At 60.4% G+C, this 20,249-nt stretch carries 20 protein-coding genes; 10 read left to right on the top strand and 10 right to left on the bottom strand.

What is annotated here, in order from left to right; genetic code table 11:
• Positions 1 to 9: 9 nt before the first annotated feature.
• The 7 genes from mltB (at position 10) to D8U73_RS04910 (ending at position 6,539) form a co-directional block, all read left to right on the top strand.
• Positions 10 to 1,020: a lytic murein transglycosylase B gene (gene mltB / locus D8U73_RS04940; protein WP_130903861.1), complete on the top strand. Its 1,011-nt coding sequence runs from the start codon at positions 10 to 12 to the stop codon at positions 1,018 to 1,020.
• Positions 1,020 to 2,027, top strand: a complete 1,008-nt coding sequence (locus D8U73_RS04935) for a septal ring lytic transglycosylase RlpA family protein (protein ID WP_130903860.1) — start codon at positions 1,020 to 1,022, stop codon at positions 2,025 to 2,027. The genes mltB and D8U73_RS04935 overlap by 1 nt, the downstream gene beginning before the upstream one ends.
• A gap of 197 nt (positions 2,028 to 2,224) precedes the next feature.
• Positions 2,225 to 3,382, top strand: coding sequence for a D-alanyl-D-alanine carboxypeptidase family protein (locus D8U73_RS04930; protein ID WP_056855804.1), 1,158 nt, complete (start codon positions 2,225 to 2,227; stop codon positions 3,380 to 3,382).
• Positions 3,383 to 3,465: 83 nt separating this feature from the next.
• Positions 3,466 to 3,741 carry a DUF493 domain-containing protein gene (locus D8U73_RS04925; RefSeq protein WP_056855803.1) on the top strand — a complete coding sequence of 92 codons (276 nt, stop codon included), beginning with the start codon at positions 3,466 to 3,468 and terminating at the stop codon, positions 3,739 to 3,741.
• The gene (gene lipB, locus D8U73_RS04920; RefSeq protein ID WP_056855802.1) at positions 3,741 to 4,388 is read left to right on the top strand and encodes a lipoyl(octanoyl) transferase LipB; all 648 of its coding nucleotides are present in this window, start codon (positions 3,741 to 3,743) and stop codon (positions 4,386 to 4,388) included. The genes D8U73_RS04925 and lipB overlap by 1 nt, the downstream gene beginning before the upstream one ends.
• Positions 4,389 to 4,413: 25 nt before the next feature.
• Entirely contained in the window at positions 4,414 to 5,412 is a 999-nt protein-coding gene (gene lipA, locus D8U73_RS04915) for a lipoyl synthase (RefSeq protein ID WP_162250583.1), read from the top strand.
• A gap of 176 nt (positions 5,413 to 5,588) precedes the next feature.
• A complete protein-coding gene (locus tag D8U73_RS04910) occupies positions 5,589 to 6,539 on the top strand; it encodes an LD-carboxypeptidase (protein WP_130903859.1) in 951 nt (316 codons plus the stop codon).
• A 92-nt stretch (positions 6,540 to 6,631) separates the two neighbouring features.
• Here the strand turns inward: D8U73_RS04910 and D8U73_RS04905 are convergent, their stop codons facing one another.
• From D8U73_RS04905 to leuS, 5 genes are all read right to left on the bottom strand, one after another.
• A complete protein-coding gene (locus tag D8U73_RS04905) occupies positions 6,632 to 7,954 on the bottom strand; it encodes a lytic murein transglycosylase (RefSeq protein ID WP_130903858.1) in 1,323 nt (440 codons plus the stop codon).
• Positions 7,955 to 8,016: 62 nt separating this feature from the next.
• Positions 8,017 to 8,181, bottom strand: coding sequence for an alternative ribosome rescue factor ArfA (gene arfA / locus D8U73_RS04900; RefSeq protein ID WP_056855798.1), 165 nt, complete (start codon positions 8,179 to 8,181; stop codon positions 8,017 to 8,019).
• A gap of 230 nt (positions 8,182 to 8,411) precedes the next feature.
• The gene (gene holA / locus D8U73_RS04895; RefSeq protein WP_056855797.1) at positions 8,412 to 9,449 is read right to left on the bottom strand and encodes a DNA polymerase III subunit delta; all 1,038 of its coding nucleotides are present in this window, start codon (positions 9,447 to 9,449) and stop codon (positions 8,412 to 8,414) included.
• A gap of 39 nt (positions 9,450 to 9,488) precedes the next feature.
• Positions 9,489 to 10,094, bottom strand: a complete 606-nt coding sequence (gene lptE / locus D8U73_RS04890; protein ID WP_056855902.1) for an LPS assembly lipoprotein LptE — start codon at positions 10,092 to 10,094, stop codon at positions 9,489 to 9,491.
• Positions 10,095 to 10,182: 88 nt separating this feature from the next.
• Positions 10,183 to 12,789 (bottom strand): leucine--tRNA ligase, encoded by a 2,607-nt coding sequence (gene leuS / locus D8U73_RS04885; protein ID WP_056855796.1) that lies wholly within the window; start codon positions 12,787 to 12,789, stop codon positions 10,183 to 10,185.
• Positions 12,790 to 13,070: 281 nt separating this feature from the next.
• Here leuS and D8U73_RS04880 point away from each other — a divergent pair, with 281 nt between their 5' ends.
• Together D8U73_RS04880 and D8U73_RS04875 are read left to right on the top strand one after the other, a co-directional pair.
• Positions 13,071 to 13,391 carry a hypothetical protein gene (locus tag D8U73_RS04880; RefSeq protein WP_056855795.1) on the top strand — a complete coding sequence of 107 codons (321 nt, stop codon included), beginning with the start codon at positions 13,071 to 13,073 and terminating at the stop codon, positions 13,389 to 13,391.
• 104 nt (positions 13,392 to 13,495) lie between these two features.
• Positions 13,496 to 14,257, top strand: coding sequence for a YdcF family protein (locus tag D8U73_RS04875; RefSeq protein WP_056855794.1), 762 nt, complete (start codon positions 13,496 to 13,498; stop codon positions 14,255 to 14,257).
• Between the two features lie 97 nt (positions 14,258 to 14,354).
• Here the strand turns inward: D8U73_RS04875 and lnt are convergent, their stop codons facing one another.
• The 5 genes from lnt to miaB form a co-directional block, all read right to left on the bottom strand.
• Entirely contained in the window at positions 14,355 to 15,878 is a 1,524-nt protein-coding gene (lnt, locus tag D8U73_RS04870; protein WP_130903857.1) for an apolipoprotein N-acyltransferase, read from the bottom strand.
• 8 nt (positions 15,879 to 15,886) lie between these two features.
• Positions 15,887 to 16,726, bottom strand: coding sequence for an HlyC/CorC family transporter (locus D8U73_RS04865; protein ID WP_056855792.1), 840 nt, complete (start codon positions 16,724 to 16,726; stop codon positions 15,887 to 15,889).
• 5 nt (positions 16,727 to 16,731) lie between these two features.
• Complete coding sequence (gene ybeY / locus D8U73_RS04860; RefSeq protein ID WP_056855901.1) at positions 16,732 to 17,226, bottom strand: rRNA maturation RNase YbeY; 495 nt, start codon at positions 17,224 to 17,226, stop codon at positions 16,732 to 16,734.
• On the bottom strand, positions 17,219 to 18,226 hold the full coding sequence (locus D8U73_RS04855) for a PhoH family protein (protein ID WP_056855791.1): 1,008 nt from the start codon (positions 18,224 to 18,226) through the stop codon (positions 17,219 to 17,221). Before D8U73_RS04855 ends, ybeY begins: the two co-directional genes overlap by 8 nt.
• A gap of 229 nt (positions 18,227 to 18,455) precedes the next feature.
• Entirely contained in the window at positions 18,456 to 19,784 is a 1,329-nt protein-coding gene (miaB, locus tag D8U73_RS04850; RefSeq protein ID WP_056855790.1) for a tRNA (N6-isopentenyl adenosine(37)-C2)-methylthiotransferase MiaB, read from the bottom strand.
• A gap of 136 nt (positions 19,785 to 19,920) precedes the next feature.
• Between miaB and D8U73_RS04845 the strand changes: the two genes are divergently transcribed.
• The coding region (locus D8U73_RS04845) for a DUF1820 family protein (RefSeq protein WP_003185742.1) at positions 19,921 to 20,249 on the top strand (329 nt) is incomplete at its 3' end.

Here is a 20,249-nt window from a genome sequence, read left to right as displayed (position 1 = left end):
AAGAGTTCAATGCAAGTAATGCGTGGCTGGGCGACTCGATACGCGCCGTGGGTCGGCCTGGTAAGCATCCTTGGCACTGCGCAGGAAGCGTTTGCCGGCGATTACGAAGGCACACCGCAAGTGGCCGAATTCGTCGGTGAAATGACCCGCGACTACGGTTTCGCCGGTGAACAGTTGATGGGCGTGTTTCGCGAAGCCGAGCGCAAACAGTCGATCCTGGACGCTATTTCGAAACCCGCCGAGCGGGTCAAGCAGTGGAACGAATATCGCCCGATGTTCATCACCGACGCGCGTATCGCCCGTGGCGTGGATTTCTGGCGCCAGCACGAAGCGGTGCTGGCCCGGGCTGAACAGGAATACGGCGTGCCGGCTCAGGTGATCGTGTCGATCATCGGCGTCGAAACCTTTTTCGGTCGCAATACCGGCAATTTCCGGGTAATCGATGCGTTGTCGACCCTGGGTTTCGACTATCCTCCCCGTGCCGAATTTTTCCGCAAGGAATTGCGTGAGTTCCTGCTGCTGGCGCGTGAAGAGCAGGTCGACCCGTTGACCCTCAAAGGCTCCTACGCCGGGGCCATGGGGCTGCCGCAGTTCATGCCCAGCAGCTTTCGCGCCTATGCGGTGGACTTCGACGGTGACGGCCACATCAATATCTGGAACAACCCGGACGATGCCATCGGCAGCGTCGCCAGCTACTTCAAGCGCCATGGCTGGGTTGCCGGCGAACCGGTGGTCAGTCGCGCCGATGTGCGGGGCGAGCAGGTCGATGCAGGTTTGACCACCGGCATCGAGCCGACTAAAACCGTTGGAGAGTTGCGGGCCTTGGGCTGGTCAAGTCATGATGCGCTGCGCGATGATATGCCGGTTACCGCTTTCCGGCTGGAAGGCGACAAGGGGCCTGAATACTGGATGGGCCTGAAGAATTTTTACGCGATAACGCGATATAACCGCAGCGTGATGTACGCCATGGCCGTACATCAACTGTCTGAACAGCTGGTCCAAGCACGGGGCGTCAAGTAATGCGGGCATTGCCTATGAATAAACCCCTGAAGCTGATGGCACTTGCCGCGTTGGCAGTGCTGGTCGCCAGTTGTTCGACCAGCCGCCCGCCGGCCCAGAAGTCTCCCACGACCGTGCGCTCGACGCCGGGGCTGGACATCAACCGGGCACACAAGGATGGCGCACCGTGGTGGGATGTCGACGTTTCGCGCATCCCGGATGCCACGCCGACCCTGCACACCGGTCCATACAAGGCCAACCCTTACACGGTGCTGGGCAAAACCTATTTCCCGATTCAAGAATCCAAGACCTACGTACAGTCCGGTACGGCGTCCTGGTACGGCACCAAGTTCCACGGTCAGAACACCGCCAACGGCGAAGTGTATGACCTGTACGGCATGAGTGCTGCACACAAGACCTTGCCATTGCCAAGTTACGTTCGGGTGACCAACCTGGACAACAACAAGACCGTGATCCTGCGCGTCAACGACCGCGGGCCGTTCTATTCGGACCGCATCATCGATTTGTCCTACGCGGCCGCCAAGAAACTCGGTTATGCCGAAACCGGCACTGCGCGGGTCAAGGTCGAAGGCATCGATCCGCAGCAATGGTGGGCCGCCAAGGGCCGTCCGGCGCCTTTAATGCTCAACGAGCCGCAAGTCGCGCAGAATAGCGCGCCGGTCATCACGGCTTCGGCCGGTACAGTCGAACAATGGACTCCGCCGCCGCAGCAACACGCCGCCGCCGTTGTTCCTGTTCAAATCGATGCAAAAAAAAACGCTTCTGCACCAGCGTCTGGCCAGTATCTGCAGGTGGGCGCCTTCGCCAACCCGGACGCTGCCGAGCTGCTGAGGTCGAAGCTCAGCGGGATGGTGAGCGCTCCGGTGTTCATCAGCTCGATCGTGCGCAATCAGCAGACCCTGCATCGGGTGCGCCTGGGGCCAATCGGTTCACCGGGTGAAATCCAGCAAGTGCAGAACAGCGTGCGCCTGGCCAACCTCGGTTCGCCTAGCGTCGTGACCGAGTAAGCCACTGAGTAACACGTAGAACCTGATTGACGGTTCATCTGCGGTTTTGGGGGGTGAACCAGGTTGTTGGCTCGTCGAAGAACAAAAGCCCGGCAAAGGGTGGCTGGAGTGAGCAACTGAACACGCGATAACCCGTTAGAAGGTTATTTGATTAGTTTTGCCTTCGGGCAGTTTCCATTAGCGATTTCGAGAGACGGATGAACATCACCACCTTTGCCAAACGCCTGTGCCTTCTAGTCCCGCTGCTCCTCTCGCCAGCCGCTTTCGCGGTCGAGATGATGCCGTCCCCACCGCAACTGGCCGCCAAGGCCTACGTGCTCATGGACGCCAGCAGCGGCAACGTGCTGGTCGAAAACAATGGTGACCAGCGTCTGCCGCCAGCCAGCCTGACCAAGCTGATGACCGCGTACATCGCGACGCTGGAAATCCGTCGTGGCCAGATCGGTGAAAACGATCCGGTCACCGTCAGCGAAAACGCCTGGCGTACCGGTGGTTCGCGGATGTTCATCAAGGTCGGCTCGCAAGTCACTGTCAGCGACCTGCTGCACGGCATCATCATTCAGTCGGGCAACGACGCCAGTGTTGCGCTCGCCGAGCACATCGCCGGCAGCGAAGACGCGTTCGCCGACATGATGAACAAAACCGTTGGCGACCTGGGCATGACCAACAGCCACTTCATGAACCCGACCGGTCTGCCGAACCCTGAGCACTACTCGTCGGCTCACGACATGGCCGTGCTGGCTCGCGCAATCATCCACGAAGACCCGGCTCACTACGCGATCTACTCGCAGAAAGAGTTCTTCTGGAACGGCATCAAACAGCCGAACCGTAACCTGCTGCTGTGGCGCGACAAGACGGTCGACGGTCTGAAAACCGGCCACACCGACGAAGCCGGCTACTGCATGGTGTCCTCGGCCGTGCGTGATGGCATGCGTCTGATCGCCGTGGTGTTCGGCACCAACAGCGAAGTGGCTCGCGCCGCCGAGACCCAGAAGCTGCTGACCTACGGGTTCCGCTTCTTCGAAACCCAGACCTTCTATCAGAAAGGCGCCGAGCTGGCTCAGGCTCCTGTCTGGAAAGGCGCCACCAATCAAGTCAAGGCCGGCCTGGCCCAAGACCTGACCATGACCCTGCCCAAAGGCCAGCTGAAAAAGCTCGCTGCCAGCATGACCATGAACCCGCAGCTGGTTGCGCCAATCGCCAAGGGCGACGTGATCGGTAAAGTCGAAGTCAAACTGGACGAAAAAGTCGTGCACAGCGCCGACCTGATCGCTCTGGACGGCGTCGAAGAGGGTGGTATCTTCCGCCGCATGTGGGATAGCATCCGTCTATTCTTCTACGGCTTGTTCAACTGATAGTGTGCACCTGCAAGGCCCTGCGCTGATCCGGCGCGGGGCCTTGCCGTCGCCACGGCTTACGCTTACGAGGCCGTTTCGCCATGACCGATACCGAAGTAAAGGCGCCCAAGATCGAATTCCCTGCCACTGATTACCCGGTCAAGGTGATCAGCGACACGGGTGTGGGCAACAAGGACAAGATCATCGACATCGTCCGCAAACACGCCAAGATCAATGATGAGCGTGTTGACGAGCGTCAAAGCAGCAACGGTAAATACACCACCATCCAGTTGCACATCGTCGCGACCGACCAGGACCAGCTGTACAACATCAACAGCGAACTGCGGGCCACCGGTTTCGTGCACATGGTGCTGTGATGTCCGGCACGCTGGGCTTTCGCGAGCTCGGCCAGATGGCTTACGAGCCGGTCTGGCATGCCATGCAACGCTTCACCAACGAACGCGGCAGCAGTGCGCCCGACGAGATCTGGCTGGTCGAGCACCCGCCGGTGTTCACGCAGGGCCAGGCCGGCAAGGCCGAGCATTTGCTGTTGCCGGGAGATATTCCGGTGGTGCAGGTCGACCGGGGTGGGCAAGTCACGTACCACGGCCCCGGGCAACTGGTGGCTTACCTGTTGCTCGACGTGCGCAAGCTGGGTTTTGGTGTACGTGACCTGGTGAGCCGCATGGAGTCATGCCTGATCGAGCTGCTTGCCAGCTACGGCGTGACCGCGGTGGCCAAACCGGACGCGCCGGGTGTTTATGTCGACGGTGCGAAAATCGCTTCCCTGGGTCTGCGGATCCGCCACGGTTGTTCCTTTCATGGCCTGGCCTTGAATGTGGACATGAACCTGGAGCCGTTTCGACGGATTAATCCCTGCGGCTACGCCGGGCTGGCGATGACCCAGCTGAGCGATCACGCAGGATCGATTGAATTTGCCGAGGTAAGTGCCCGGCTGCGCGCGCAGCTCGTCAAACACCTCGACTATGCTGAGCAGACGACCCTAACGGGCGGAATCGACTGATATGACTACTGATGCAGTGCAAACCATGATCCCGACGCAGGATGTTACCGAGCGTCCGGCCCCGCGTGCCAAGGTTGAAGCCGGCGTTAAGCTGCGCGGCGCCGAGAAGGTTGCACGCATTCCGGTAAAGATCATTCCGACCACCGAACTGCCGAAAAAGCCTGACTGGATCCGCGTGCGCATCCCGGTATCCCCGGAAGTCGACCGCATCAAGGCGCTGTTGCGCAAGCACAAGCTGCACAGCGTGTGCGAAGAAGCGTCCTGCCCGAACCTGGGCGAGTGCTTCTCCGGTGGCACCGCAACCTTCATGATCATGGGCGACATCTGCACCCGTCGCTGCCCGTTCTGCGACGTCGGCCACGGCCGTCCGAAGCCACTGGACGTCAACGAGCCGCAAAGCCTGGCCATTGCCATCGCCGACTTGCGCCTGAAATACGTGGTGATCACTTCGGTAGACCGCGACGACCTGCGTGACGGTGGTGCCCAGCACTTCGCCGACTGCATCCGTGAAATCCGCAAGCTGTCGCCAAACGTGCAGCTGGAGACGCTGGTCCCGGATTACCGTGGCCGCATGGACATCGCCCTGCAGATCACCGCCGCCGAGCCGCCGGATGTGTTCAACCACAACCTGGAAACCGTGCCGCGCCTGTACAAGGCTGCGCGTCCGGGTTCGGACTATCAGTGGTCGCTGACCCTGCTGCAACGTTTCAAGCAGATGATGCCGCACATTCCGACCAAGTCCGGCCTGATGCTGGGTCTGGGCGAAACCGATGAAGAAGTCATCGAAGTCATGAAGCGCATGCGCGAGCACGACATCGACATGCTGACCCTGGGTCAATACCTGCAACCTTCGCGCAGTCACTTGCCGGTCCAACGTTTCGTGCACCCGGACACCTTCGCCTGGTTCGCCGAGGAAGGTTACAAGATGGGCTTCAAGAACGTCGCTTCCGGTCCGCTGGTACGCTCGTCGTACCACGCCGACGAGCAGGCGAAGCTGGTCAAGGCCGAGCTGATGTCGTCCTGATCCGCTGAAAAGAAACAAAATCCGCCCGCAAGGCATCAAGGCTTGCGGGCGTTTTTTTTGGCATGCCCACGGCCACTGGCGTTTTTTCCTGCAACCTGCGGGGCGACGATCCCTCTTCTGTTTGTCCCCGTTCCTGACTACTGTGTGCTCAAGTGTTCACGCAGGGAGATTCACGGATGACCGTTCGACCGACTCACACGCTTTGTCCTCACACCCCGGTTCCGGCCTTGCCGTCGGAAGGGGTGATCGCTGTCATTGCGCCTGCCGGGCCGGCACCGCTGGACACGGACAAAGCCGTGCAATGGATGCGCGCCCGCGGCTATACGCTGAAGGTGTTTCCGGGCGTCTATGAGCGGGACGGCTACCTCGCCGGGAGCGATGATGTGCGCCTCAATGACTTGCACGCGGCGTTCGCCGACAGCGAAGTCGACGCCATCATTTGCTTGCGCGGTGGTTATGGCACGCCGAGGTTGCTCGATCGCATCGATTTCCAGCTGCTGCGCAGTAACGCCAAGCCCTTCATCGGCTACAGCGATATTACAGCGCTGCACTTGGCGATCAGTCGCTACGCGGGATTTGTGACATTTCACGGCCCGTTGCTCAACGCCGATCTGCTGGGTGGCCGGCAAAAGCCGACCGAGCCTTCTTTTTTCAACATGCTGCGAGGGCAGGTCAAGGCGGGTAGCTTATTGGCCCATCCGGCGGCCTATCCCTTGACCACGATTGAACCAGGCATCGCCCATGGGCGTTTACTGGGGGGCAATCTGTCGATGATCGCCGCGACCATGGGCACGCCCTACGAAATGGATGCCGAGGGCGTCATTCTGTTCATTGAAGACATCAACGAGCCGCTGTATCGCATCGACCGTCTGCTGACTCACCTGCGACTGGCCGGCACGCTGGGCAAGTTGCGTGGGGTGTTGGTGGGTGATGTGGCGGGGGTTGAGGTGCCGGCGCTGGAGCAGTTGCTCAAGCAAATGTTCGGGCCGTTGCGGATTCCGGTGTTGTCCGGATGGCGCAGCGGTCATTGCGATCCGAACCTGACGCTGCCGATGGGGGCGCTGGTCAGGCTGGATGCAGGGAACAAGGAGTTGGTGGTGGAGCAGGATGTGGTGATCAAGCCTTAGGTGTTTGTCGCCTGATAGACAGCTTTCGCGGGCAAGCCTCGCTCCTACAGGTTGCGAAAACCCTTTAGGAACGAGGCTTGCCCGCGTTGCTTTCAGCGGTTGCGCAAACCTTCCAGCAACTTGTGCGTCGGGTATCCGTCCGCCGGCCAGCCAAACGACTGCTGGGCACTTCGAATCGCTTTGCGGGTGTTGGCGCCGATTATGCCGTCGGCGGTACCCGCATCGTAATTCTGTGCGCTCAGCAGGTTTTGCAGCTCGATCCGCTCAGTTCGGCTCAGCGGCAAATCATCCTTTGGCCAAGTGCCGCTGATCAGGCCCGCGCCATTGAATCGCTCGGACAACAGGCTGACGCCCAGGGCGTAGGACGATGAGTTGTTGTATTTGAGAATGGCGCGGAAGTTGTCCAGCACCAGGAAGGCCGGGCCACGGTAGCCCGCTGGCAGCAGCAGCGCTGCGGACAAGTGTTCGGAACCTGCCGGGACTTGGCGGCCGTTGGGCAGCGAGACGCCCAGTTGCTGCCATTCGGCGACGCTCTTGCGGATTGTGCCGTCGGCCAGCACGTAGTTGAAACTGCCCGGCAATTGCACTTCAAAGCCCCACGGTTGGCCTCTCTGCCATCCGGAGCTTTGCAGATAGTGCGCGGTCGAGGCCAGGGCGTCGGTGGCGCTGCCCCAGATGTCGCGTCGGCCGTCACCATCGAAATCCACGGCGTGAGTGTTGTAGGTGGTCGGGATGAACTGGGTCTGGCCCATGGCGCCAGCCCAGGAGCCGAGCATTTTTTCTGGCTCGATATCACCCTGTTGCAGAATTTGCAGCGCAGCAATCAATTGCGCGTGGGCGAATCCTGGGCGACGACCTTCGTAAGCCAGGGTTGCCAACGAATTGATCACTGACTTGCTGCCCTGGAACTGGCCGAAGTTGCTTTCCATGCCCCACACGGCAACGAGGGCCTGACGATCAACGCCATAACGCTGTTCGATGCTCTGCAGGATGTCGGCGTACTGTTCGACCAGTGCCTGGCCTTTGCGAACCCGCAGCGGCGACACGGCGCCATCGAGGTATTCCCACACCGGTTTTGCGAATTCCGGTTGGCTGCGATCGGCACGAATCACGCTGGAGTCGAGGCTGACATTGGCAAAGGCGCGGTCGAACAGGTCGGCACGAATGCCGGCGGCCAGGGCATCCTTGCGGAAACCGGCCTGCCATTCGGCGAAGGTCTGGGTCGGCTGGATGTCGAGGTTTTCACCGTTCGGTACCACCGGCGGTACAACCGCGGGGGCGGTGGCGACTGGCAGGGTCTTCAATGGCTGGGCGTCGGCGGCGGTGGGTTTTTCCGCGCAGGCGACTAGCAAAACGAGGCTGGAGGCAGCAATCAATTGGCGCAGGTGCCAACGACGGGAAAGACAAAGGGGCATGCACGGGTCCAGGGAAAACGGATCAGGTGCAGACCTTAACATGTTGAGCGGATGCATGCCTTTCAGGCTGCCAGAAAGTAAGAAGCCTCCCAGTTGTCAGACTGGAAGGCTTCGCGGCGGTAGCTGCCTTTGCCCTTGCCGGCTCGTTCCTGACGGCTGCGGAACAATGGCTGGGCGATGATGGATTTGGCCTTGTTGGGGCCGCGTTTGGACGGCTTTTTGCTCATGATGGACTCTCGCAAGTAAAGGTTTTTTGCGGGGCAAATCATCGGCTCAAGCGAGGCTTCTGTCTAGTCCCTAGGTTGTGCAGGAAATGTGAATCGTGGCGAGGGAGCTTGCTCCCGCTCGGCTGCGCAGCAGTCGCAAATGGGCAAGCGGGGCTTTTCTGAAGAAACGCGATGGGTGGACTGGGTCGCTTCGCAACCCGGCGGGAGCAAGCTCCCTCGCCACAAAAGCGTTACTCGGCAGGCAACGTCAAACGCTGGCCAGCCATCAACAGCGTCAACCGACTCAAGCTCATCCACGGCGAACCCGCCGCCTGGCCCTTGATCTGCGCGTCGATGCGTTGCGCTTCCAACAGCAACTGCGCCCAACGTGGCGCCGAGTAGCGTTGCAAGGCTTTGCTCATCAGCGGTTTACGTTTGTCCCAAACCGGTGGTTTGGCCTGGCTGAAGGCTTTGTCCAGCGGCGTACCCTGGCTGTATTGCAACGAAATGTTGGCCAGCAGTCGCAGCTCGCGAGCCAAAGCCCAGAGGATCACCGGCGGCTCGACACCTTCACCGCGCAATCCTTCGAGCATGCGCAGGGCGTGGGCGGCCTCGCCGTTGAGGATCGCATCGGTCAACCCGAAGACATCGAATCGCGCACTGTCGGCTACCGCAGCCTGCACGGTTTCGACCGTGATTTGACCGCCCTCGGCCATCAGCTTGAGTTTTTCGATTTCCTGGGCCGCCGCCAGCAAATTGCCTTCGACCCGTGCGGCAATCAGTTCAACGGCGTCCTGGCTGGCAGACAAGCCAGCCTGGGACAAGCGCTGACGGATCCAGCTCGGCAACTGGCTGACATCCACCGGCCAGATTTGCACGAACTGGGTCTGCGCGCCTTCGACCAGTGCCTTGCCCCACTTGGTTTTCTGCGCACTGCCGTCGAGCTTGGGCAGGCTGATCAACAGCAGCGTGTCTTCGGCCGGCCGTGAGCAGTACTCGATGAGTGCGGCAGCGCCTTTGTCACCGGGCTTGCCTGAGGGCAGGCGCAGCTCCAGCAGGCGCTTTTCGGCGAACAGCGACATGCTCGCACCGGCTTGCAGCAACGTGCCCCAGTCGAAACTGGCGTCGGCGGCGAACACCTGGCGTTCATCGAAACCCTGTTGACGGGCGGCGGTGCGGATGGCGTCGGCGGCTTCCTGGCACAGCAAGGGGTCATCGCCGCTGATCACATAGACCGGCGCGAGGGCACCTTGCAGGTGTTTGGCGAGTTGGGCGGGTGCGAGTTTCATAAGAGAGGGCGAACGGGGCGCCTGAGCGCCCCGCAAGTCTTACTGCTGCGGCAGTTCGATAGGCGACTGACGCGGGGTTTCCGCTTCAGCCTTCTGCGCCGCTTCCAGGGCAGCGGCTTCGGCCTTGGCCTTGGCTTCGGCGGTCTGTTGCAGTTGGGCCAACTGGGTCGGCGTGATCTGCTGCAAGCGCAGCATCATGCGTTGCACCAGCTCGCGACGCATTTCCTTGCGCGCATCGGCGGCTTCCTGGTCAGACCCCACCAGGTTGTTGCCGTCGTGGATGAAGACCTTCTGTACTTCGAGCTTGTCGTCGATCAGCGACAGGTTGCCCTGGCTGAGGATCCTGTAGCTGAGCACGGTGTTCAACTGATACTCGCCCGTACGACCGGCGCCGGCATAGCTGAGGATGCGCTGGGATTCCTGTTCGTCGGCCAGGAACAGCTTGTAAGGCGCGCCGCTGTAGACCTTGACGCCGCTGCTTTGCAGAACCTGGCGCAGTTGGGTGACGGTGTCGCCGTAAGCGTTACGGGCGCTCAGGTCGAGTTCCGTGATTGCCAGTTCGGTGGTGCCGGTGCCGCGCAGCTGGAAACCGCAGGCGCTCAACAGGACCGCGAGGCCCATCACCAGCAAGTTGCGTTTGATCATTGTGTTGCTCCCCTTGAAACCATGTGGGCCGATCATGCGGCCCGAAAGGTTTTACTCAGCGCCAGGCATGGCCTGGCGCCCGATCCAATTAGCTGGCGACGATGTTGACCAGTTTCCCGGGCACCACAATCACTTTACGAATGGTCAGACCATCGACAAAGCGCAGCACGTTTTCGTTGGCGCGTGCGGCGGCTTCGACTTCTTCACGGGTCGCGGTGGCCGGCATTTCGATCTGGCCCCGCAGCTTGCCGTTGACCTGAATGACCAGCGTCAGGCTGTCCTGCACCAGTGCGCTGTCGTCCTGTACCGGCCAACCGGCGTCGATCACAGGGTCAGCGTGACCCAGCTGATTCCACAGCTCGTGGCTGATGTGCGGTGTAATCGGTGCCAGCAACAGCGTCACGGTTTCCAGGCCTTCGTGAATCAGTGCCCGATCCTGTTCGGTGGCTTGTGCGGCTTTTTCCAGAACGTTCATCAGCGTCATCACCTGGGCGATGGCGGTGTTGAATTTGTGGTTCTGGCCGACGTCCTGGCTGGCTTGCTTGATGGCCAGGTGGATCGAGCGACGCACGGCTTTCTGTTCGTCATTCAGGCTGGCAACGTCGAGTTTGCCCGGCAGGCCCTGGCTGACATGTGCCTGAGCCAGACGCCAGACGCGCTTGAGGAAACGGTGCGAACCTTCCACGCCGGAGTCGGACCATTCCGCGCTCATGTCGGGTGGCGAAGCGAACATCATGAACAGGCGGCAGGTGTCTGCGCCGAACTGGTCGATCATCGACTGTGGGTCGACGCCGTTGTTCTTTGACTTGGCCATCTTCTCGGTGCCGCCGATTTCCACCGGCAAACCGTCGGATTTCAATTTGGCGCTGATGACCTTGGCTTTGCTGTCGCGTTCGAGTTCAACGTCCGCCGGGTTGAACCAGGTGTAAGCACCGTTGGCTTCGCGGCGATAGTACGTCTCGGCGATCACCATGCCCTGGGTCAGCAGGTTCTTGAACGGCTCGTTGGAGCTCACCAGGCCTTCGTCGCGCATCAGCTTGTGGAAGAAGCGTGCGTAGAGCAGGTGAAGAATCGCGTGCTCGATACCGCCGATGTACTGATCCACCGGCAACCAGTGGTCGGCCGCCGATTTTTCCACCAGGCCACCTTCAAAGTGCGGCGAGGCGTAGCGCGCGTAGTACCACGAGGACTCGACGAAGGTGTCCATGGTGTCGGTTTCACGCTTGGCAGGCTGGCCGCATTTCGGGCAGCTGCATTCGTAGAACTCGGGCATGCGCGCCAGTGGCGAACCGGCGCCGTCCGGTACGACATCTTCCGGCAGCACGACGGGCAGTTGATCTTCCGGTACCGGAACGTCGCCGCAGGCCGCGCAGTGAATGATCGGGATCGGGCAGCCCCAGTAGCGCTGACGGCTGATGCCCCAGTCGCGCAGGCGGAATTGGGTGCGCGAGGCGCCCAGTGATTTCTTGATCAACGCCACTTCAATCGCGTCGAAAGCGCCGGCGAAGTCCAGGCCGTCAAACTCGCCGGAATTGATCAGCGTGCCGTGTTCGCCATAGGCGTCTTGCCATGGCGCCGGATTGGTGTCGCCAGCGCTGGTGCGCACCACCGATTTGACCGGCAGGTTGTACTTGTGGGCGAATTCGAAATCGCGCTCGTCGTGGGCCGGAACCGCCATGACCGCACCATCGCCGTAGTGCATCAGAACGTAGTTGGCGACCCACACCGGCAGTTTTTCGCCTGTCAGCGGGTGCTCGACGAACAGGCCGGTCGGCAGGCCTTTCTTCTCTTGAGTGGCAACGTCGGCTTCAGCCACGCTGCCGCCCTTGCATTCAGCGATGAACGCTTGCAGCTCAGGGTTGTTCTGTGCGGCCAGGGTAGCCAGGTGGTGCTCGGCAGCCACAGCGACGTAAGTCGCGCCCATCAAGGTGTCCGGACGGGTGGTGAATACCTTGAGTGTGCCGGCTTCGCCGATGGAATCGACGTTGTACGGGAACTGCACTTCCATGCCGCGGGACTTGCCGATCCAGTTGCGCTGCATGGTCTTGACCTGTTCAGGCCAGCCCGGCAGATCATCGAGACTCTCCAGCAGCTCATCCGCGTAGGCGGTGATCTTGAAGTAGTACATCGGGATTTCGCGCTTTTCGATCAGCGCGCCGGAGCGCCAGCCGCGACCGTCAATTACCTGTTCGTTGGCCAGTACCGTCTGGTCGACCGGGTCCCAGTTCACGGTGCCGCTTTTCTTGTAGATCACGCCTTTTTCGAACAGGCGAGTGAACAGCCATTGTTCCCAGCGGTAGTAATCGGGCTTGCAAGTGGTCACTTCACGCGACCAGTCCACCGCCAGGCCCAGGCTGCGCAGCTGGTTTTTCATGTAGGCGATGTTTTCGTAGGTCCACTTGGCGGGCGCTACGTTGTTCTTCATCGCGGCGTTCTCCGCCGGCATGCCGAAGGCGTCCCAACCCATCGGTTGCAGAACGTTCTTGCCTTGCATGCGCTGGTAGCGGGAGATCACGTCGCCGATGGTGTAGTTGCGCACGTGCCCCATGTGTAGCTTGCCGCTGGGGTAAGGGAACATCGACAGGCAGTAGTAAGTCTCCTTGCCTGGCTGTTCACTGACTTCAAAGGACTTTTGCTCGTCCCAGAACGACTGGGCGGCGGCTTCGATTTCACGGGGCTGATATTGTTCGTGCATGGCTACTTTTTGAACTGAATAGGGGTGGCCTAATCCTCTTCAATGCGACGCTGGACGGTAAGGGCGCCAATTCGGCGTTTCCGTGCCCAGACGAGCTGGAAGTGGAGTTACAGGAAGCGCCGTAGCATACATGACCGTGCTCTATCGAGGGAAACCCTGATTGCTGCCACGCGTCTTGCGAAAAACGCCGCGAGGGCCGTTGGTCGCGGCGCTCAGCCGGTTTGTTCATGGAAGCTAAGCTCTAACTGGGGAGTAGGTCTTATCTTCCAATGAGGTGAGGGATGGTTGAGTCACGACGCAAAGCTACAAAACCGGAGTTGTACGAAAGACTGATTGATCGTCTTGGATTGGCCCTGGAAGCGGCGAAAACCGCAGGCCGGTTGCGTGATGAACGTCCGCTGGAGCTGGAATTGCGTGGTTTGAGCCCCGCTGAGTTTGCTTTGGTCAAGGCGTATCTGGATCGCAGTGAGCGTGAGACACACGGATGCTTGTCCGAGGCAGTAAAGCAACTCGACGCACCACGCTCAGCCAAGATTATCTGGCTCAAGGACAAGGTACCTGGCAGAGACGCGGTAAAGGTCCGGTCTATGCAGTTCAAGTAGGTATCGAGCCATGCTCCAGGGTTTTTTGAAGCATAGTCCTTGCGTATTCATTGTCGCACTGCATCAACCCACTTAGGCTTCGGGCATCTTTATGGAGATGCTCGATGCCTTTTCGTTATTTCGTGAAACAACTTCTCTTGCCGCCGGGCCTTCTGTTGCTGCTGCTGGCGCTTGCCTGGTGGTGGCGCCGCTCCAGACCAAAGTTGGCTGCCGTGTGTTTTGCCTTGGGTTTTGGCGGCTTTTGGCTGATGAGCTTGCCGATTTTCGTGCAATGGAGCGCGGCACTGCTGGAGCGAGAGCCGCCGCTGGCGCTCAGCGAATGGGCAACACTGGCGCAACACGCTGATGCGATTGTGGTGCTGGGCTCGGGGCGCGAGCGCGGTGATTCGGCTTGGGGCGCCGATCAGCCGACCGGGGTGGGCCTGGAACGTCAACGCTATGCCGCGCGGCTGGCCAAAGCTTCAGGCCTGCCGATCTTGACCAGTGGCGGTTTGCATTACGGTACGCCACCCACCGAGGCCCAATTGATGGCTGACTCCTTGCGCGATGATTTCGGCGTGTCGGTGCGCTGGCAGGAAGGTCGCAGCCGCACGACCTGGGAAAACGCGCAGTTCAGTGCCCAGGTGCTGTTACCCGTAGGGGTCAAGCGCGTGGTGCTGGTGACTCACGCCTGGCACATGCCGCGAGCAGCCTGGAGTTTCCGCAAGGCCGGGTTTGAGGTGGTGCCGGCACCGACGGGCTTTTTGGGAACGGACAACGCCCGACCGCTGGGTGGCTGGTTGCCGGAGTTCAAGTCGATCTGGCAGAGCGGGCAGATGATGAACGAGGCGGTGGGGCAGGTGGGGTATTCGTTGTTTTATCGATAGGTCTATCGATTGACAACCTGTGGCGAGGGAGCAAGCTCCCCTGCCACAAAAGCCCTTTCGCCACAAAAGGCCCGCTCATCACATAGGCAGGTCAGGTTTAAACGGTCTTGGCCATCCGGTTAGCGACCAATGCCCAGGCAAACAGCAACACGCAGGTGATGATCAGCGGCCAGGAGCGCCATTGCAGGTAAGGCGTCAGGTTGTGCATCGGCACCACTTCGCCATACAAAATGCCGCGCTCGAACTGCGGAATCTGCTCGGTGATCTGCCCAAACGGGTTGATCAGCCCGGTGACGCCGTTGTTGGTAGCGCGGATCATCCAGCGTCCGGCCTCGAGTGCGCGCATCTTCGCCATCTGCAAGTGTTGCAGCGGGCCGATGGAGGTGCCGAACCAGGTGTCGTTGCTGATCGTCAGCAGCAGGTCGCTTTGGGCGGCCAGGCCGGCGGCGAACTCCGGGTAGACCACTTCGTAGCAGATGAACGGCGCGATCTGGTAACCCTTGGCTTGCAGCATCGGCTGATCGGCCGGGCCGCGGGCAAAGTCCGACATTGGCAGGTCAAAGAACGCAATCAGTCCGCGCAACACGTCCTGCAACGGCACGTATTCGCCAAACGGCACCAGTTTTTGCTTGAGGTAGGTGCCATCACCTTCACCGACGACGGTAATGCCGTTGAAATAGCGCTTCTGCTGATGGACCACTTCACGAATCGGCACACCGGTAATCAGGGCCGAATCCCGATTTGCCGCGAACTCACCCATCATGTCCAGGTAGCCCTGGGCGGACTCCTTGAGCACAGGGACTGCGGTCTCCGGCCAGATCAACAGGTCGACGCGCTTGGAACTCATGCTCATGTCACGGTACAGCGCAAGCTGTGCATTGAGCTGCGCCGGGTCCCACTTCATGCTCTGTTCGATGTTGCCCTGAATCGCCGCGACACTCAGGGGGGCGCCCGACGGGCTGGTCCAGGCGTGGTGCTTCAAGGCCATGCCGGCGATCCACGGAGCGACCAGCAACAATGCACCGATCACGATGAAGCCTTTACGCCCGGCGCGGATCAGACGCACGCCGTTGTAGATCAGGGCCGCGGTCAGGGCCAGGGAGAAAGAAATCAGCCACATCCCGCCGACGGGGGCGAGCCCGGCCAGCGGGCCATCGAGCTGGCTGTAACCGGAATACAGCCAGGGGAAACCGGTCAGGAACCAGCCGCGAAAGGCTTCCTGGCCGACCCAGAGCGCCGCAAACGCCAGGGCATCCGCCAGCGGAGCCTCGTTGCGTCGCAGCCAGCGCGCCCAAAGCCAGGCCGGCAGGGCGAAGAACCAGGCAATCGCCGCCGTGAAAATCAGCATCAGGAAACCGGCCAGCAGCACCGATGCGCCACCGAAGTGGTGAATGCTGTAGTAGATCCAGCTGGTGCCGGCACCAAACAGGCCGAAGCCGAAGCACCAGCCACGGCCCAGGGCCTGGCGTGGAGTCAGCTCGCGCAGGCCGGCATAGAAAAGCCCGACGGCCAGCAATGCCAGTGGCCAGATATCGAATGGCGCCAGCGCCAGGGTGGTGATTGCACCGGCCGCCACGGCCAGCAGGTTACCGGGCCAGCCGGGGCGGGTTGTCCAGCGCATTTCAATCCTTAGCGAGCAATGGGCGTCAGGCGCAGCAAGTGAATCCGACGGCTGTCGGCATTCAGGATACGGAAACGGTAGGTGCCGATTTCGGTGATTTCGTTGCGTTTGGGCAGGTGCCCGAACGCGCTCATCACCAGGCCACCGACGGTGTCGAATTCATCATTGGAGAATTCGCTGTCGAAGAACTCGTTGAAGTTCTCGATCGGCGTCAGGGCCTTGATCAGGAAGTCACCGCTAGGCAGCGGCTTGATGTAGCTGTCTTCTTCGACGTCGTGCTCGTCCTCGATATCGCCGACGATCTGTTCCAGCACGTCTTCGATCGTCACCAGACCGGCCACGCCGCCGTATTCGTCAATGACGATGGCCATGTGGTTGTGGTTGGCGCGGAACTCGCGCAGCAACACGTTCAGGCGCTTGGACTCCGGCACGAAGGTGGCCGGGCGCAGCAGATCCTTGATGTTGAAGCTGTCGCCGTTCTCCTTGAGGATCAACGGCAGCAAGTCCTTGGCCAACAACACGCCCATTACGTCATCGTGGCTTTCGCCGATGACCGGGTAACGGGAGTGAGCCGAGTCGACGACGGCCGGGAGGAACTCGCGGGGTGTCTGGGTCGCCTTGATGCTGATCATCTGCGAACGCGGGACCATGATGTCCCGTACTTGCAGGTCTGCAACCTGGATGGCGCCTTCGACGATGGCCAGCGCTTCGCTGTCCAACAGTTTGTTCTGGTGTGCATCGCGCAGAAGCTCCAGCAGCTCCTGGCGGTTTTTCGGCTCGTGGGCAAAAGCCTGGGTGAGCTTACCCAGCCATGACTTCTGCCCGTTGCTCGATCGATCTTCGCTCATAGCGATTACTCTGAATCCTTTGTTGTTTCGGTAGGGAATGCGTCGGTTTCGTCGTCCGCGTACGGATCGGGAAAGCCCAGTTCAGCAAGCAACGTTCGTTCCAGTGCTTCCATTTCTTCGGCTTCCTCGTCATCTATATGGTCGTAACCCAACAGATGCAAGCAGCCATGAATCACCAGATGTGCCCAATGGGCCTTGAGTTCCTTGCCTTGTTCAGCAGCTTCGCGTTCAACCACGGCCACGCAGATCACCAGATCGCCCAGTAGCGGGATGTCGAGAAACTCGTCCGGCACGTCCGCCGGGAACGACAGGACGTTGGTCGCGTAATCCTTTTGCCGCCAGGTGTGGTTCAGCTCGCGGCCTTCGGCTTCGTCGACCAGGCGAATGGTCATTTCCGAATCCGCCGTACGCTGGCGCAGGGCCAGTTCGCACCACTGGCGGAACTCGGCTTCGCTAGGGGCGCTGGCTTCGGTGGCGATTTGCAGGTCAAGCTCAAGCATCGCGGCGGCTTTCCCTGGCGGCTGCATCGTCGGCCGCTTTGGTTTCGAAACGCTCGTAGGCTTCGACAATCCGCTGCACCAGCGGATGTCGCACGACGTCCTTGGGCTGGAAGTGGGTGAAGCTGATGCCCGGCACATCCTTGAGCACTTCAATCACGTGGTGCAGACCGGACTTGGTGCCGCGGGGCAGGTCGACCTGAGTGATGTCGCCGGTGATGACCGCGGTGGAGCCGAATCCGATCCGGGTCAGGAACATTTTCATCTGCTCGACCGTGGTGTTCTGGCTCTCGTCGAGAATGATGAAGCTGTTGTTCAGCGTACGTCCACGCATGTAAGCCAGCGGCGCGACTTCAATGACCTGGCGCTCGATCAGCTTGGCCACGTATTCGAAGCCGAGCATTTCGTACAGCGCGTCGTAGAGCGGGCGCAGGTACGGGTCGATCTTCTGTGACAGATCGCCGGGCAGGAAACCGAGTTTTTCACCGGCCTCAACCGCCGGACGCACCAGCAGGATGCGGCGAATCTGTTCGCGTTCCAGCGCATCGACTGCGCAGGCAACGGCCAGGTAGGTCTTGCCGGTACCGGCCGGACCAATGCCGAAGTTGATATCGTTGCCGAGGATTTCCTTCACATAGCGCAGCTGATTCAAGCCGCGGGGGCGAATCATGCCTTTCTTGGTGCGCAGGGCGACGGAGGCTTCGGCGGGCGAGTGGTTGTCCAGCTCTTCGACGGCGGACTCCTGCAGGAACAGGTGAACCATGTCCGGCGACAGCTCGGTACCCTTGGTTTCCCGGTACAGGCGGCGCAGAAGGTTTTCCGCGGAGGTGGTGTGCTTTGGCTCGCCGATCAGCTCGAACTGGTTTCCGCGGTTGCGGATCTCGATGGTCAGGCGCTGTTCGATGAGACGCAAATGCTCGTCGAATTGCCCGCACAGATTGGCGAAGCGGCGAGCCTCAAAAGGCTCGAGGATGAAACGATGTGGTTCGATGGGTGCGTTCAAGGTCGTATTTAGCCGCCCTGGGGCAATAGTGATGAGTTCAAGGATAGCGCCAGAGGCGTGGGTGTGAAAGCTCTTAAATGGATCAACCCATTCTTAAGAACAATGCATTTCACCGTGGGAGCTGGCTTGCCAGCGATGAGGCAATCAGCCTCGACTGAGCTGTTGCCTGTTGCACCGCCATCGCTGGCAAGCCAGCTCCCACAGGATCCTCAATGTTTCCAAAAAACCGTTATTGCAGCAGCGAACCCCGCAGTGAGTGCGGCTGCGCCGCATCGATGCGCACATCGGCGAACTGGCCGATCAGGGTCGGATTGTCGCAGCGGAAGTTGACGATACGGTTATTCTCGGTCCGGCCCTGCAGTTCGCCAGGGTCCTTTTTCGAGTAATCGGTTACCAGAATGCGCTGGATCGAACCGACCATTTGTCGGCTGATTTCAAAACCCTGCTGGTTCAGGCGATGTTGCAGGGCGTTCAGGCGTTCTTTCTTCAGCTCTTCCGGCGTGTCGTCGGCCAGATCGGCGGCGGGTGTGCCCGGGCGCTGGCTGTAGACAAACGAGTAGGAAAAGTCGAAACCCACGTCCTGAATCAGCTTCATGGTTTGTTCGAAATCTTTCTCGGTTTCACCGGGGAAGCCAACGATAAAGTCCGAACTGATGCAGATGCCCGGCACGGCGGCGCGCAGCTTGCGCAGTTTGGACTTGTATTCCAGCGCGGTGTGGTTGCGCTTCATCGCAGCAAGGATACGGTCCGAACCCGATTGCACCGGCAAGTGCAGGTGTTTGACCAGTTCCGGCACGTCGGCGTGGGCCTGGATCAGGCTGTCGGAGAATTCCAGCGGATGCGAGGTGGTGTAGCGGATGCGGTCGATGCCATCCACCGCGGCGACCACGCGGATCAGCTCCGCCAGATCGGCCAGGCGACCATCATGGGTCGCACCGCGATAACCATTGACGTTCTGCCCCAGCAACGTCACTTCGCGCACGCCGTTTTCGGCCAGGTGAATGATCTCGGCGATCACGTCATCGAACGGCCGGCTGACTTCTTCACCGCGGGTGTAGGGCACCACGCAGAACGTGCAGTACTTGCTGCAGCCTTCCATCACCGACACATAGGCGCTTGGCCCATCGATGCGTGGCTCGGGCAGGTGGTCGAATTTTTCGATTTCCGGAAACGAGACGTCGACTTGCGGCAGTTTGCTGCTGCGCGCGGCGTCGATCATTTCCGGCAGGCGGTGCAGGGTTTGCGGGCCGAACACCACGTCGACGTACGGTGCGCGATCGCGAATCGCCGCGCCTTCCTGGCTGGCCACGCAACCGCCGACGGCGATCACCATGTCCGGGTTGGCCAGTTTCAGTTCGCGCCAACGGCCGAGCTGCGAATAAACGCGGTCCTGGGCACGCTCGCGGATCGAGCAGGTGTTGAGCAGGATCACGTCCGCGTCTTCAGCGCGAGCGGTGACTTCCAGGGCCTGGTGTTCGCCCAGCAGATCCACCATGCGCGAGCTGTCGTACTCGTTCATCTGGCAACCGTGGGTTTCGATGTAAAGCTTCTTGGCCATGGAATAGAGTCATCACGTGATTCAAAGAACCGCGCATTATAGGGAACATGTACCCAGGTTCCTACCGCTACGCGTCCGATGGCTATGCTATAGTTTGCGCCCTCATTTTTATCCCCCGATGTGTTGCTCGCCCACCATGACCAAACGTGAAGCTCCAATCTACAAGGTGATTTTCCTCAACCAGGGCCAGGTGTTCGAAATGTACGCCAAGCAGATCTATCAAAGTGATCTGTGGGGCTTTCTGGAAGTGGAAGAATTCGTCTTTGGCGAGCGCACGCAAGTGGTCGTCGATCCGAGCGAAGAAAAGCTCAAGGCTCAGTTCGAAGGTGTGGTGCGCAGCTTTGTGCCGATGCATTCGATCGTGCGTATCGATGAGGTCGAGCGCCTGGGCACGCCGAAAATCAGCGAAGCCCGCGGCGCGGTCGGCAATGTCATGCCGTTTCCGATGCCGATGCCTGAGAAGTA

Source organism: Pseudomonas sp. Sample_22 (assembly GCF_004307635.1).
Classification (GTDB): Bacteria; Pseudomonadota; Gammaproteobacteria; order Pseudomonadales; family Pseudomonadaceae; genus Aquipseudomonas.
Note: the sequence above shows the minus strand (reverse complement) of the source record. Positions and strands in the feature narration are given on the sequence as shown.